The following is a 13,742-nucleotide window of genomic DNA, read 5'->3' on the forward strand; positions in this document are numbered from 1 at the left end:
CCTCTAGGGGCATACGCTTATCATCAAGCACCCTTCCTTTAAAACCAGCATGAATGGACTGGGCAATGGAATTGATGCTGGAAAAAATAAAAATGCAAAGGATTAAATATGGAAGGAGTCGGCGTGACAAGCTTTTGCAATAATGTTACAAAAACAAAGGTATGGAATTCCTTAAAAAGTTCCGCACCTGGTTTATTTTATCGTTAAACAATTGATTAAAAAATCTTTTGCTCTCTAAGATGGGAAAAGCAATGGTTAAAATTAATTTATATATTTTCTGTTTTTCAACTCGTGAATTTTGGATTTTGTAAATTAATAGGTAAAAAGGATATATTTTTTGCTAAAAAATAAAAACAAAATGATTAAGTTAGGAACGGACTTGTTAAGTCCAACCATTTAAAAACCATTAATTAATTTAAATCATGTTAAAAACAATTTACAAAAACATGCTCAGGCCGGCAGGAATTTTTGCCCTAGGATTGGCCTTCACCTTTACTGCCTGTCAGGATGTGCAGGAAGAGGTAACCATTAATGATTTAGAAAACATCAGCACCATGGGTCCAGATGGATTTATTCCGGGACAATATATCGTGGTGATGCATGAAAGTACCCTGAATTTTAGAAGAACTGATGATTATGAATCAGTTCAGGCAGGGATGAGAATTGCTGCCAATGAATTAGTTGCCCGGTATAACATTGAGGAAGAAAACGTGGACAAAGTATTTGGAAACCTAATGACAGGATTTTCTGTGAAATTGTCTGGTGACCAATTAGAAGCCTTAGAGAAGGACCCCATGGTCAAGTACATTGAACCTGATGGTTATGTATATGCTATCTCAACCACTCAGAGCAATGCTACCTGGGGTTTGGACAGAATTGACCAAAGAACCCTTCCTTTAAATGGTACTTACACTTACAATGCAACAGGACAGGGCGTGAAATCCTACATCATTGATACCGGTGTCAGAACAGACCATGTGGAATTTGGAGGTAGAGCGATGCGCGGCTTTGATGCTTTTGGAGGAAATTCAGAGGATTGTAACGGTCATGGTACACATGTGGCCGGTACAGTGGGAGGTAATCTTTATGGAGTTGCTAAAAACACCACCTTAATAGGAGTAAGGGTATTGGACTGCAATGGCTCAGGTTCTTGGAGTGGCGTTATTGCCGGTATGGATTGGGTAGCGGCAGATGCCAATGGTCCATCTGTAGCCAACATGTCTTTAGGTGGTGGAGCTTCAACTGCCATTAATGAGGCCGTCGCGAGAATGTATGATGCCGGTGTTCCGGTTATTGTAGCTGCGGGTAATGGAGATAGACTTGGAAGAGAGCAGCCTGCTTGTAATTTTTCTCCTGCTAGTGCTCCAAGGGCTTATACAGTAGGTGCAACCACTAATACAGATTCCAAAACATCTTGGTCTAACTATGGAGATTGTGTGGATATCTTTGCACCTGGTGCAAGTATTACAGCTGCATGGCATACCAGTTCTACTGCTATCAATACCATTTCCGGCACATCAATGGCTTCTCCTCATGTGGCCGGTGTAGCAGCTTTGTTTTTACAAGCCAATCCTTCTGCCTCATCTCAGGCGGTTTATAACTTCTTGACCGAAACTTCCACCAAAAATATTGTCAGCAATTCCAGAACAGCCAATAACCATATGCTTTATTCATTGGGTGAAAGTTCTGGTGGTGATACAGGAGGCGACGATGGTGACACTGGAGGCGACGACGGTGGTGATGATGGTGACACCGGAGGTGATGATGGAGATGCCACTATTCAATTAAGCGGTTCTGGAACCAAGGTTCAAGGCAGATGGAGAGCTTCTTTGAGCTGGTCAGGAGCCACTACTTCTCAAGTTGATATATACAGAGATGGAACCAAAATCGCCACTGTTGACAATTCAGGTTCATATGTGGATCAGACCAACTTCAGAGGTGGCGGTACCTTGACCTATACTGTTTGCGAGGCTGGATCGTCAGCATCTTGCTCTAATGCTGTTACGATTACCTTCTAAATAATCCTCGTATAAGATAGTAGGGAGAATCTAGTGAAAGTAAATTCTTAAAAACTTACTTTACAATCTAATTTAGTAGAATGGGTCGAAATGAAAGTTTCGGCCCGTTTTTTTTATTTAAAAAAGCGTTTATTGGGACATTTTACACGCAATTTTTAAAACCCCTACTTTAATTATTGAAAAGCGTATTCATGTAAATATAATGCATTTTAATGCATGTTTAATGCTTAAAAATCAGGCTTTTGACACTGCATAGTTAAAAAAATACAGTAGGTTTGTATATGTAAGTTTAAATTATTTAAAATATAAACCCCATAATTATTGAAAGATGTTGAATAAAATTTTGAATAACCCTTTACCTAAAATATGGCTTATTGCGCTAGGAATAGCCTTCACCTTTACTGCCTGTCAGGATGTGCAGGAAGAGGTAACCATTAATGATTTAGAAAACATCAGCACCATGGGTCCAGATGGATTTATTCCGGGACAATATATCGTGGTGATGCATGAAAGTACCCTCAGTTTTAGAAGAACAGACAATTATGATGCTGTTCAGGCCGGTATGCGGATCGCTGCCAATGAACTGGTTTCCCGGTATAACATTGAAGAAGAAAATGTTGACAAGGTATTTGGAAACTTGTTGACTGGATTCTCAGTCAAACTTTCAGGCGACCAATTGGAAGCCTTGGAAAATGATCCTATGGTCAAGTATATAGAGCCTGATGGTTATGTTTATGCATTTTCGACCACACAAAATAACGCTACCTGGGGTTTGGACAGAATAGATCAAAGAACCCTTCCTTTAAACGGTACTTATACTTACAATGCCACTGGTCAGGGTGTAAAAGCCTACATCATTGACACCGGTGTCAGAACGAATCATGTGGAATTTGGAACAAGAGCTCAAAGAGGTTTTGATGCTTTTGGAGGAACGTCAGAAGATTGTAACGGTCACGGTACCCATGTGGCCGGAACTGTTGGTGGAAGTGCCTTTGGAGTAGCTAAAAATGTTACCCTAGTAGGGGTTCGAGTTTTGGACTGTAATGGTTCAGGTACTTGGAGTGGGGTTATTGCCGGTATGGATTGGGTAGCTGCTGATGCAAATGGTCCATCCGTAGCCAATATGTCTTTAGGAGGAGGGTCTAATTCTGCCATTAATGATGCCGTAGCTAGGATGTATAATGCAGGAGTACCAGTAATTGTAGCAGCTGGAAACGGGGATAGAAGAGGAAGACATATAGATGCATGCACCGTATCTCCGGCAGGGGCGGAAAGAGCCTACACGGTTGGTGCAACCACCACATCAGATTCAAAAACCTCTTGGTCGAACTTTGGGAATTGCGTGGACATTTTTGCTCCAGGGGCTTCTATCACCGCAGCATGGCATACCAGCACTACTGCTATCAATACCATTTCCGGTACTTCAATGGCTGCACCTCATGTGGCCGGTGTAGCCGCATTGTACTTACAGGCCAATCCTTCAGCGTCATCTCAAGCGGTATATAATTTCTTGACTGAAACTTCTACCAAAAATATTGTCAGCAATTCCAGGACAGCCAACAATCACATGCTGTATTCTTTGGGTGAAAGCGCTGGTGGAGATAACGGTGGCGACAATGGAGGTGACGATGGCGATAATGGAGGTGATGATGGTGATAATGGAGGCGACGACGGTGGTGATGATGGTGACACCGGAGGTGATGATGGAGATGCCTCTATTCAATTAAGCGGTTCTGGAACCAAGGTTCAAGGCAGATGGAGAGCTTCTTTGAGCTGGTCAGGAGCCACTACTTCTCAAGTTGATATATACAGAGATGGAACCAAAATCGCCACTGTTAACAATTCAGGTTCATATGTGGATCAGACTAACTTCAGAGGTGGCGGTACCTTGACCTATACGGTTTGCGAGGCAGGATCGTCAGCATCTTGCTCTAATGCTGTTACGATTTCATTTTAAAAACTTAACAAGTTACAACTATAAACCACCTTCCAATTGGATGGTGGTTTTTTTATGATTTCATTTTTTTAAGGTTAGTCAAAATCTCCTCCAATCCATTCACTCGAATTTCATAAAGTGTATTCAACCACATCCCTAATTTTCCTTCTGGAAAACCCTGCCTTTTCATCCAAACAAGATAATGCTCCGGCACATCACAAAGTAGCTTTCCTTTGTATTTTCCAAAAGGCATGGTCTTAGTAACTAAATCCATCAAAATTTCTTTATCCATAATCCAAAGTAAATGATAATTTCGCAGGGAATACATCTTTGAAAAATGAAAAAAATACATTTAGTAATTCTTCTACTCGTTTTCTTGGTTCAGCCTACCATAGGACAGGAGCTTACAGGGAGCTGGAAAGCTGAATTAGAAGTTATGGGACAAAAAATCCCTCTGCTTTTCCACTTTGAAAAAGAGGATGGCCAATGGACAGGAAAGATGGACAGTCCAAGCCAAGGTGCCATGGGAATTCCCATGTCCAAAGTACTTTTTGATGGCTTAATGCTGGCCTTTGAAATCGGGGGAGGAGTTATTAGCTATGAAGGACTTTTTGTAGAGGCAAAAATTCAGGGAACTTTCAAGCAATCTGGCCTTTCATTACCTTTAGACCTTTTAAAGGTAGATGATAATGCTAGAGAAAATGCTGTCCAAAGGCCTCAGGAACCCCAAGCGCCATTTGAATATGAAATCATTGAAACCCATTTTGTCAACTCCCTGGGCAACCGCCTCTATGGCACCATCACCAAACCTCAAGGTGCTGGTCCTTTTCCAGCTGTCATTTTGGTCACAGGTTCAGGGCCCCAAAACAGGAACTCAGAAATTTTTGGGCATGCACCTTTTTGGGTGATGGCAGATTACCTGACCAGCCATGGAATTGTAGTGTTCCGATATGATGAAAGGGGAGTAGGAGAATCAGAAGGAAACTTTTCGCAGGCAACCACTTCAGATTTTGCGAAAGATGCAAAAGCAGCTTTTGCCCATTTAACCTCCTTTGATTATGTCGATAAGTCAAATGCAGGAATGATCGGCCATAGCGAAGGCGGATTGATTGCTTGGGTGATGGCGGCCAATACTGAAAATACGGATTTGAAATTTGTATTGGCTTTGGCAGGACCGGTGGTTCCTATTCCAGACCTGATGAAAAAACAGACAGAAGATGTATCGAGGTCTGTTGGAAATCCAAAAGCATTGGTAGAACAGCAAGTGAAAATCAACAGCCGATTTTACCAAATGGTTGAAGAAAGCAAAAATTTGGAAGAGGCAAAATCTCAGGTAAAAGCATTAGTCAATGAAGTAGTGGGCACCTATGACATGTCGGCCGAACTCAAGCAAGAGCAAATAAATAACCTGATCCCAGCTTTGGAAAGAAGCTTGAATCCCTGGTTTTACCACTTTATCCGTACCAACCCAGAAGCCCTTATTGAACAAATCCAGATACCTGTCTTTGCTGCTTTTGGAGGGAAAGATGTGCAGGTGAATGCAGCTCAGAACGGCAATAGGTTGGTCCAGCTATTTCAAGGGAAGGATGACCTGTTAACCCTTAAAGTTTATCCCAACTTGAATCACCTTTTCCAAAGTGCCCAGACAGGGGCAGTTGCAGAGTATGCTGAAATTGAAGAAACATTCAATGAGGAAGTTTTGAAGGATATAGCGAAATTTATATTAGAACTGAATTAAATTAAAATGGCCAGTCCTTTTACTAAAAAGACTGGCCATTTTCTTAAAACCCTGCCGCAGCATCATCACCTCTACGGTCTGCTCCGCCCTCCAGTATTCCATTAGGAAGGACCAGAATGGCATCCACCTTTCCCAAAATCGGTGTATAGCCCTCATTAATAAGATAACCTTTACTTTTCAAGGCTTCCAATACTTCTGAAGGGAAGCCTTCCGGTTCAAAATTAATGTAATCGGGCAACCATTGGTGATGAAACCTGGGTGCATTGACCGCTTCCTGCATGGTCATCCCAAATTCAATGACATTCAGGATGGTTTGCAAAACCGAAGTGATGATGGTTGAACCTCCCGGTGTTCCCACAACCATCAATAACTTTCCATCTTTTTCAACCAAAGTAGGGGTCATAGAACTTAACATGCGTTTTCCGGGCACGATGCTATTGGCCTCAGCACCGATAAGTCCAAACATATTGGGAATTCCAGCTTTAGCGCTGAAATCATCCATTTCATTGTTGAGAAAGAAGCCCAAACCATCATGGTATAGCTTCGAACCATAAGCGCCATTAAGGGTTGTGGTAATGGCTGCCGCATTGCCAAATTGATCCACTATGGAGTAGTGGGTGGTTTCATCACTTTCTACAAATTGAATAATTCCATGCGAAATTTCAGAGGAAAGGGTGGCTTTTTCTGGATTGAAGGAAGCCATCCGCTCATTCAGGTAACTTTTGCTCAGCAGGACCTCCGTGGGAATTTCCACAAAATCGGGATCTCCCAAATAAAAATTCCTGTCAGCATAAGCCCTTCTTTCCGCTTCGGTCAATATTTGAATGTAGTCCGGACTGTTATGGCCCATTGCATTTAGGTCGAATGGCTCCAACATGCCAAGGATTTGTGCCAAGGTAATGCCTCCGGAACTTGGTGGCGCCATCGAAATGATCTGATAATCCCTATAGGAAAACTGAATGGGATCCCGCCACTGCGCTTCATAATGGGCCAAATCCTCACAAGTGATAATACCTCCCTTTTCCTGAATAAATTGGACCAGCCTGCTTGCTGTTTCTCCTTTATAAAACTCATCCCTTCCGTTTTGAGAGATTCGTCTTAAGGTTTCGGCCAATGCGGGGTATTTGATGGTATCACCAGCCTTAAATTCTTGGGCAAAGAGGGTATTCTCACCGCTTACCTTGATGATGTCCGCCCTACTATTGGCCAGTCTTTTCTCTTGGTTTTCGGTAACAACCGCCCCTTTTTCAGCCAATGCGATGACAGGAGCCAGGATTTCTTCTATGGGCAGTGTACCTAATTTTCGATGTACTTCAAATATGCCGGCAATTGTTCCAGGCACTCCCACAGCCAAGGCACCTAATGTGCTAAGCCCTGGAATGACATTGCCTTCCTCATCCAAATACATGTCCCTGGAGGCTGCTAGAGGTGCTTTTTCACGATAATCAATGGATCCTATGGTGCCATCAGCAAGACGGTACACCATAAATCCACCACCACCCAAATTTCCCGCAAATGGAAATACGACGGCCAAAGCCATTTCAGTGGCCACCATGGCATCAAAGGCATTACCACCTTTCTCCATAATTTGTAAACCAATTTTAGAGGCCTCTTCCCTGGCAGAAACCACCATGGCTTTTTCTGCTATTAAACCCCTTCCGGCATCATCTGTGGCTAATTGATCTTTGCAGGAAGAAGTAAAAATAAACACCAAAGCCCATATGAAAGAAAAGGCAAACTTTAGCTTAGGGTGGCTTCTCATCTTAATCAATTAAGGTGTTATTGAATAATTTCAAAATCCGCTTGTATTCATCTGTCCAGCTACTGGGTTCAACGAAACCATGATCTTCTACCGGGTAAACAGCCATTTCCCAGTTATCCTTACCTAGCTCAATCAGTATTTGCGCCAAGCGGACAACATCCTGGAAGTGGACATTCACATCAATCATACCATGGGCCATCAATAAATGCCCTTTAAACCCTTCTGCAAAATAGATGGGAGAGGATCTTCTGTAAGCAATAGGATCATTGAAGGGTTCATTTAAAATATTAGCAGTATATCCATGGTTATAATGTGCCCAGTCGGTAACAGACCTGAGGGCTGCTCCGGATTTGAAAGTGTCAGAAGCATTAAATAAGGCCATCAAGGTGATAAAGCCACCATAACTACCACCATAAATACCGATTTTTCCAGGATCAACATCATGTTGGGATACTAAGAACTTGGCCCCATCTACCTGATCAGAAAGGTCTTTTCCTCCCATATGTCTATAGATACCCGTTCTCCAATCCCTACCGTATCCAGCAGATCCACGGTAATCAATATCCAAAACGGTATAACCTAGGTCAGTCAAAAGATTATGAAACATGTATTCTCTGAAATAACTGGACCACCACTTATGTACATTTTGCAAATATCCGGCTCCATGGACAAAAATTACAGCAGCCCCATTCTTCTTGTTAGCTTCTGGCAGGTAAAGTCTTGCCGGCACCATGGCCCCATCTTCAGCCCTAAATTGAACCAACTCAGGATCCCTCCATTGGTAAGCTTTAAACGCTTCTGATTTTCCATCTGTTAGTTGCTTGGGCTTGGCATTTGGTAGATTTTCCTGCAAGTAAAGCTCCCAAGGCTTATTACTGTAGGAATAGAGAATGGCCATATGCTTTTCATTAGGGGAGAGTACCACATCATTGTTGCCAGTCATGCTGGTCAATTGTTCCAATTTTCCACCCATCAAAGGCATCATATAATAATGGCGTTCACCGGGATGTACTTCTGAGGTGCTGAGGTACCAGAATTTCCCATCATTTGAAATTTTAGGATCAAATACTTCAAAGTTTCCTTTGGTCAATTGTTTCTTTTGGCCATTAGTAACATCCAGAATATACAGATGGGAATAACCAGTTTCTTCTGATTGGAAATAGATATGCTTATTGTCAGGAAGCCAACCAAAGGTTCCTCCCCCCATACTCCAGCCTATTCCAGGGCCGGCAATCCATGCTTCATCTCTTTGTCGATCAAGACTTTTTAATGTTCCTTTTTCTAAATCCAATTGGGCAATCCAGCGGTCTTTATTGTCCACAGAGCGGATATTAACAACGGCATATTTTCCATCAGGAGAAAAATTAACAGCGGAAGGAATTACTTCACGCACTTTTGCTTCCCATTTTTTTTCAGGATAGTCTTTTACATAATCAGGTAAATCCTTTATCCCCGGCAATTCGTCTGTCTTGACCAAATAAACCGTATCTTTTTCAAAATTGTAAATGGCCAATTCTATCTTAGAAGGTTTATCACCCACTTTTGACCTGGTAGGCAAATTGGTGGTATAACCCGAGGCATCTGTGTAATCCGGTACATTGGTTCTTTTGTTGTCTACCCTTGTGATTATATTGAAAGTGGCAAATTTTTCAGAGGGGGAGAGTTGAAGGTTGGCCATCTGCCTATTGCCCAAATAGTAGGAAAACCTTTCCTTTTCGGCAGTAGCATCCCTATAGGCTTTTCCAGCCTCCTTTTTTTCCTCCCTTTCCCTGACTACTTGTAAGAGATTCAGGTTGTCATCCCGTAACCATGCTTCTCTTTCTGCTAGGTTATCCTTTTTTTCATCTGGCTTATTTCCGGTATTGATACGGCTTACTTTTTGAAGTTTTCCGTTTTTTTGATCGTAAACATACAGGTTGTTGCCCGCCTGAAAAACAATCCTGTTTTCATCATATAGAAACCTCGCATTGGAAATCCGGTCACCAAATTCAAGTATGACATTTCTTGTCCCCTCAGCTATATTATATGTAATCAAATCACCGCCTGAAGTAAAAACTTTTTTATTTTTAGCCCTATTGGTATCTGCATAGGGTGGAACCAAAGCCCTTCTTTCTGCCAAGCTTACTTTTTCAATCTTCGTTGGATTATTTAAGTGGATTTTGTAGAGTGAGTCAGCAGGGTTTCCTTCCGGATTGTAATTGAAATAGATTATTTCTCCCTTTTCATCCCAACTGATAGTCGATGGAAAATGCCCCATCCATTTGGGGTCTTGCATGATTTTCTCCACACTCAGCTCTTGTGCGAATAAAATAGATTGAATAAGAAATAAGCAAATTGAAAAACAAGCCTTCACGCTATTCATATGGATTGTGGTTTGTAATGATAAATATATTTACCCATAAAGTTCGATAAAAAGAGCGAATGGGCTCTTTCTTCAAATATGCGGCTAAAAAAAGTAATACGGTACAAAAAAGTTATCGAAGGATTAAAAAGTTTTTAACATCACAGGTTATCTAAAAAATGTTTCAATTCTTTATCAATGATATGAATGTGCTCCAATAAAACCTCGTAGGTAGGTCTGGAATTTTCCAGATCGGATTCAATTTTTTCCAAGAGTTTTCTTGTTTCTACCGCACCCACATAACTCATACTAGGCTTAGCCTTATGACATTTCTTTTTGATGCTTGAAAAATCTTTTTCCTCATAATGTGGATGAAGGTGTTTTAAGTCGTTCAGATTGGTGTCCAAAATTATTTGTACCATTTCCTGCAACATTTCTTTATCATCATCTCCAAAATACTGTATGATTGTCTGTGGACTTATCAGTTGATACATAAAAACTAATTTGGCATAAATTATGCATAATTTACACAAATTTATGTATTTCAAATAAATAAAAAAATTGTATCCTGTTTTTTCCAAAAAAAGAGGACTTCACAGTTCCCAAGTCTTGTGGAATGGGTTCATTTTTAATTTTTTAATACAGTCCTTAATTTTAATTTTGTGCAAAAATAAACCGTTTATTGAGGTATTTGGTTGTAAGAAAATATGAGCAGGAATAAAGTTATCTTTGTCATCATCGCCGGGATTTTTATGTTAATCATAATTTGGGTAAGTATTGACATATCCAAAAGAACAACATTCCCCGGTTCAAAGGGTAATCTCAAGGAAAGGATAGCACCTTCGGACTCAATAAAATAGCATGGGTAAAGAAAAGAAAATAGATATTGAGAGGATTGATCTGGAAAAAATGAAGGAAAAGACCACGGACAACCCCGGACTTTTACCTTATGCACACCAATCCGGAAGTGCCATTATCAAGCCAGAGGATAAGGGGAAGATTACTGGAAGGGCGGTGGCGGCCATGCATTCCCAAACAGATATGCAGATGGCGCAGATTTATCAGCAGATGCAATTATTGGCAGACCAAGCCAAGACCATTCAAAAGAGGGTAGAGGTTTCTGAAAGGATTTATCAGAGCTCCATAGCCTTTGAACCTTTGATTAACCATCATTATTTTTTATACGAAAAAGAAGATGGAAAAGACTTTTTAAGTATGGTTGCTCCCGAAGAATGGGGAAGGAAAAAAAGATATTCCAAATTTATTGCCGAAGTTAAACTTCTGGCAGATCACACCTGGGAAATAATAAGAGGAAATTAAGCAAAATGCACAGTTTGAAAGTCAGTCATCTGGGTACAATTTTGAAGGATTCAGAATTACCCGTAGATTATGACTATAGATTAGATGTAAATAATTCTTACCTCAAAGGAAAAGGGGAGGAGTTCTTAGAGGAACTCTTTGTCCAATTGGGGGGAAATGGTACTCCTCCGTTATTAGAAAAGCTTAAATTTGATTTTAAAATCCACCGCTTTTTAGTCATTTATGATGATGAAGTTCATTTTAATAGATTTAGGTTAAACACCTTGAAAACAGGTATTTATGTTACTTTTAATTTTCCTTGGCTTGAAGCTTATAAAAGACTTTGTCGGGGTTTCGAGAGGGAATGCCTAAAGGCTGGTGCACAGGAACGGGTATGGTATGGCCCCCCAATAGCTGAACGCATTTTTGGAAAAAGTGAGGCCATAGGAGAGCTTACAGGCAATGGTTCAGCGGGTTGGAAGTTAAATGCATACAATGATGCCCAATATGATCTGCTTAGCAGATTACATGGGTATAAGTTGATACGTATTCCCATGTATGAAAATTTGATGATAGGGGGAAGTCTCAAAAAAATTGATGACCTTTTACTGCATCCTTCTGAATCTCACCGGGATGCAATAGTTGCATGGCTAAATAGAAAATTGGTTTAACCCGAAATATGCATTAGAATTACTACGCCACGGCGCACAAGTTATTACGAGCTTATCCGCCGCGGCGGACATAATCAATCATTTCACTGCATTTAGCGCATTCACCATAGAGATGACCATGCTTCATTCGCTAAATGCTTGATTCTTTTGTGTTTTAAACTCTTCCCGATTGTCATCGGGACAGGCTACTACGAACCCTAATGCATAATTCGGGTTTAAAAATAAATGCCCTGTCGAAGGGACAGGGCATTTTATCCAGTACTTTTGGTTTAAGCAAACAAACCGTACATTTCTCTGTCCACACGGCTTACAATAGAAGAGAAATCTTCCGGATGGGCAACAAAGTCCATCTCGTTGACATCAATGACCAAGAGCTTTCCTTTATCATAACCTGCAATCCAGTCTTCGTAATGCGCGTTAAGATTTTTTAAATAATCAATCCTGATGGCATTTTCGTAATGTCTGCCCCGCTTTTCAATTTGACCGACCAGTTTTGGAATATCTGCTTTCAGGTATATCAATAAATCAGGTGCCTTCACAAAATTGATCATCGAATGGAAAAGATTCAGATAATTGTCATAATCCCTTTCTGTAATCAGTTTGGACTTGTGCAGGTTAGCCGCAAAGATATAGGCATCTTCATAAATTGTCCTGTCCTGAATAACAGATTGACCACTATCTCTGATTCTTTTGATCTGATTGAAACGGCTATTCAGGAAGTAAACCTGTAAATGGAAAGACCATCGCTTCATATCCTCATAAAAATCGGCCAAATAGGGATTATTTTCTACCGCTTCCAATTCAGCATGCCAACCGTAATGTTTGGCAAGTTTGATGGTCAGGGTTGTTTTTCCACTTCCGATGTTTCCAGATACAGCTATATGCATTTTATTATATGGTGTAAATAATCAATTACTTAAGTGTAATTGATAAAGTAAAGCTTAAATTATTTTTTAAATTGTGGGGAAACGATAAATTCCTTTACGCCAGGGGTGTATTTGTAGAAACCTTCTCCGGTTTTCACCCCCTTGTATCCAGCTTCTACCATATTGACCAAAAGCGGACATGGTGCATATTTAGGGTTTCCAAATCCTTCATACAACACACGCAATATGGAAAGGCAGACATCCAAACCTATGAAATCTGCCAGTTGTAAAGGTCCCATAGGATGAGCCATACCCAATTTCATGACCGTATCGATTTCTTCTATTCCCGCCACACCCTCATACAAGGTATAAATAGCTTCATTGATCATGGGCATCAAGATTCTATTGGCCACAAAACCTGGATAATCATTTACCTCTACCGGGACTTTTTCTAATTTTTTGGATAGATCCATAATGCGGGAAGTCACCTCATCAGATGTAGCGTAACCTCTGATTACTTCTATCAATTTCATGACAGGGACAGGGTTCATAAAGTGCATCCCAATGACCTGGTTAGGTCTGGAAGTAACCGCTGCAATTTTAGTGATGGATATAGATGAAGTATTGCTGGCCAATATGGCACTGTCTTTACAAATTTCATCCATCTGTCTGAAAAGCTCCAGTTTGATATCGAGATTTTCCGTAGCGGCCTCAATCACCAGGTCTGCATGTGCGGCACCTTCTTTCAGCGAGTTAAAAGTTTTGATTCTTCCAAAAGCCATATTTTTATCTTCTTCAGAAATCAAACCTTTACTTACTTGTCTGTCCATATTCCGGGAAATGGTAGCTAAGGCTTTATCCAAGGCGGCCTGATTAATGTCTATCAAAGATACCTTATAACCATACTGGGCAAATACATGCGCTATTCCGTTGCCCATTGTTCCTGAGCCGATTACTGATATATTGTTCATGTCGATTTGGGTTTAGTATTCAAATGATTAACAAAATTTCTGCAAAAATGTCCATAACAATATGGATTTTCTCCGAGATTTAGGACTCAAATCTAATTTGAAACAAAAGTATTTCCAATTCCTAATGACATAATTTAGTT

Annotated in this window: 11 protein-coding genes; 5 read left to right on the plus strand and 6 right to left on the minus strand. The window is 40.6% G+C overall.

The genetic code is table 11. The features are described from left to right. Positions 1–422: 422 nt before the first annotated feature. Together B879_RS12525 and B879_RS12530 are read left to right on the plus strand one after the other, a co-directional pair. The gene (locus B879_RS12525) at positions 423–2,018 is read left to right on the plus strand and encodes a S8 family peptidase (RefSeq protein ID WP_009185556.1); all 1,596 of its coding nucleotides are present in this window, start codon (positions 423–425) and stop codon (positions 2,016–2,018) included. Between the two features lie 328 nt (positions 2,019–2,346). After that, positions 2,347–3,975 carry a S8 family peptidase gene (locus B879_RS12530; RefSeq protein ID WP_009185557.1) on the plus strand — a complete coding sequence of 543 codons (1,629 nt, stop codon included), beginning with the start codon at positions 2,347–2,349 and terminating at the stop codon, positions 3,973–3,975. A gap of 52 nt (positions 3,976–4,027) precedes the next feature. Here B879_RS12530 and B879_RS12535 read toward each other — a convergent pair whose 3' ends face one another. Then, complete coding sequence (locus tag B879_RS12535; protein ID WP_040400633.1) at positions 4,028–4,246, minus strand: DUF3820 family protein; 219 nt, start codon at positions 4,244–4,246, stop codon at positions 4,028–4,030. A gap of 45 nt (positions 4,247–4,291) precedes the next feature. On the opposite strand from B879_RS12535, the gene B879_RS12540 reads away from it, so the two are divergent. Then, positions 4,292–5,692 carry an alpha/beta hydrolase family protein gene (locus B879_RS12540; protein WP_009185559.1) on the plus strand — a complete coding sequence of 467 codons (1,401 nt, stop codon included), beginning with the start codon at positions 4,292–4,294 and terminating at the stop codon, positions 5,690–5,692. 43 nt (positions 5,693–5,735) lie between these two features. Here the strand turns inward: B879_RS12540 and ggt are convergent, their stop codons facing one another. The 3 genes from ggt to B879_RS12555 form a co-directional block, all read right to left on the minus strand. Continuing rightward, the gene (gene ggt, locus B879_RS12545; RefSeq protein ID WP_009185560.1) at positions 5,736–7,454 is read right to left on the minus strand and encodes a gamma-glutamyltransferase; all 1,719 of its coding nucleotides are present in this window, start codon (positions 7,452–7,454) and stop codon (positions 5,736–5,738) included. A gap of 1 nt (position 7,455) precedes the next feature. Further along, complete coding sequence (locus B879_RS12550; RefSeq protein ID WP_009185561.1) at positions 7,456–9,816, minus strand: S9 family peptidase; 2,361 nt, start codon at positions 9,814–9,816, stop codon at positions 7,456–7,458. 140 nt (positions 9,817–9,956) lie between these two features. Continuing rightward, on the minus strand, positions 9,957–10,289 hold the full coding sequence (locus tag B879_RS12555; protein ID WP_009185562.1) for an Hpt domain-containing protein: 333 nt from the start codon (positions 10,287–10,289) through the stop codon (positions 9,957–9,959). A gap of 367 nt (positions 10,290–10,656) precedes the next feature. Between B879_RS12555 and B879_RS12560 the strand changes: the two genes are divergently transcribed. Together B879_RS12560 and B879_RS12565 are read left to right on the plus strand one after the other, a co-directional pair. Next, complete coding sequence (locus B879_RS12560) at positions 10,657–11,115, plus strand: DUF2452 domain-containing protein (RefSeq protein WP_009185563.1); 459 nt, start codon at positions 10,657–10,659, stop codon at positions 11,113–11,115. 5 nt (positions 11,116–11,120) lie between these two features. Then, a complete protein-coding gene (locus B879_RS12565) occupies positions 11,121–11,765 on the plus strand; it encodes a DUF7255 family protein (protein WP_009185564.1) in 645 nt (214 codons plus the stop codon). Between the two features lie 269 nt (positions 11,766–12,034). Here the strand turns inward: B879_RS12565 and B879_RS12570 are convergent, their stop codons facing one another. Both B879_RS12570 and B879_RS12575 read right to left on the minus strand, forming a co-directional pair. Next, positions 12,035–12,652, minus strand: a complete 618-nt coding sequence (locus B879_RS12570; RefSeq protein WP_009185565.1) for a deoxynucleoside kinase — start codon at positions 12,650–12,652, stop codon at positions 12,035–12,037. Between the two features lie 59 nt (positions 12,653–12,711). Continuing rightward, positions 12,712–13,602: a 3-hydroxyacyl-CoA dehydrogenase family protein gene (locus tag B879_RS12575; RefSeq protein ID WP_009185566.1), complete on the minus strand. Its 891-nt coding sequence runs from the start codon at positions 13,600–13,602 to the stop codon at positions 12,712–12,714. Positions 13,603–13,742: the final 140 nt, after the last annotated feature.

The organism is Cecembia lonarensis LW9 (assembly GCF_000298295.1).
Classification (GTDB): domain Bacteria; phylum Bacteroidota; class Bacteroidia; order Cytophagales; family Cyclobacteriaceae; genus Cecembia; species Cecembia lonarensis.